This is a genomic window from Bacteroides caecigallinarum (genome assembly GCF_016902295.1).
GTDB classification, from domain to species: domain Bacteria; phylum Bacteroidota; class Bacteroidia; order Bacteroidales; family Bacteroidaceae; genus Phocaeicola; species Phocaeicola caecigallinarum_A.
Genome location: NZ_JACJLQ010000254.1, coordinates 1 through 212, shown reverse-complemented (window position 1 = coordinate 212; position 212 = coordinate 1). Strand labels below are relative to the sequence as shown.

At 44.8% G+C, this 212-nt stretch carries 1 protein-coding gene; it reads right to left on the bottom strand.

Going from position 1 to position 212, the window contains the following annotated elements; all coding sequences use genetic code 11:
• Nucleotides 1–212: IS66 family transposase (locus H6A27_RS15025; RefSeq protein WP_204509235.1), on the bottom strand; the 212-nt coding region annotated here is incomplete at both ends.

The window sequence follows — 212 nt, the reverse complement described above, 5'->3', positions numbered from 1 at the left end:
AGCCCTTGAAGTCCACATCGGCAGCCTTGCAGCACCCCATGAATGAATAGATAACAGCAGCATCTTCAGCTGCGTCATGATTACCACAGAATAAAAAATTCTTCCTGCCGACCGCTATGGGGCGCGCTGAATTTTCTATCAGATTATTGTCTATACAATATTTACCGTCCATTGTATAATGTGCCAGCTGGCGCACATGATTAAGGAAGTAG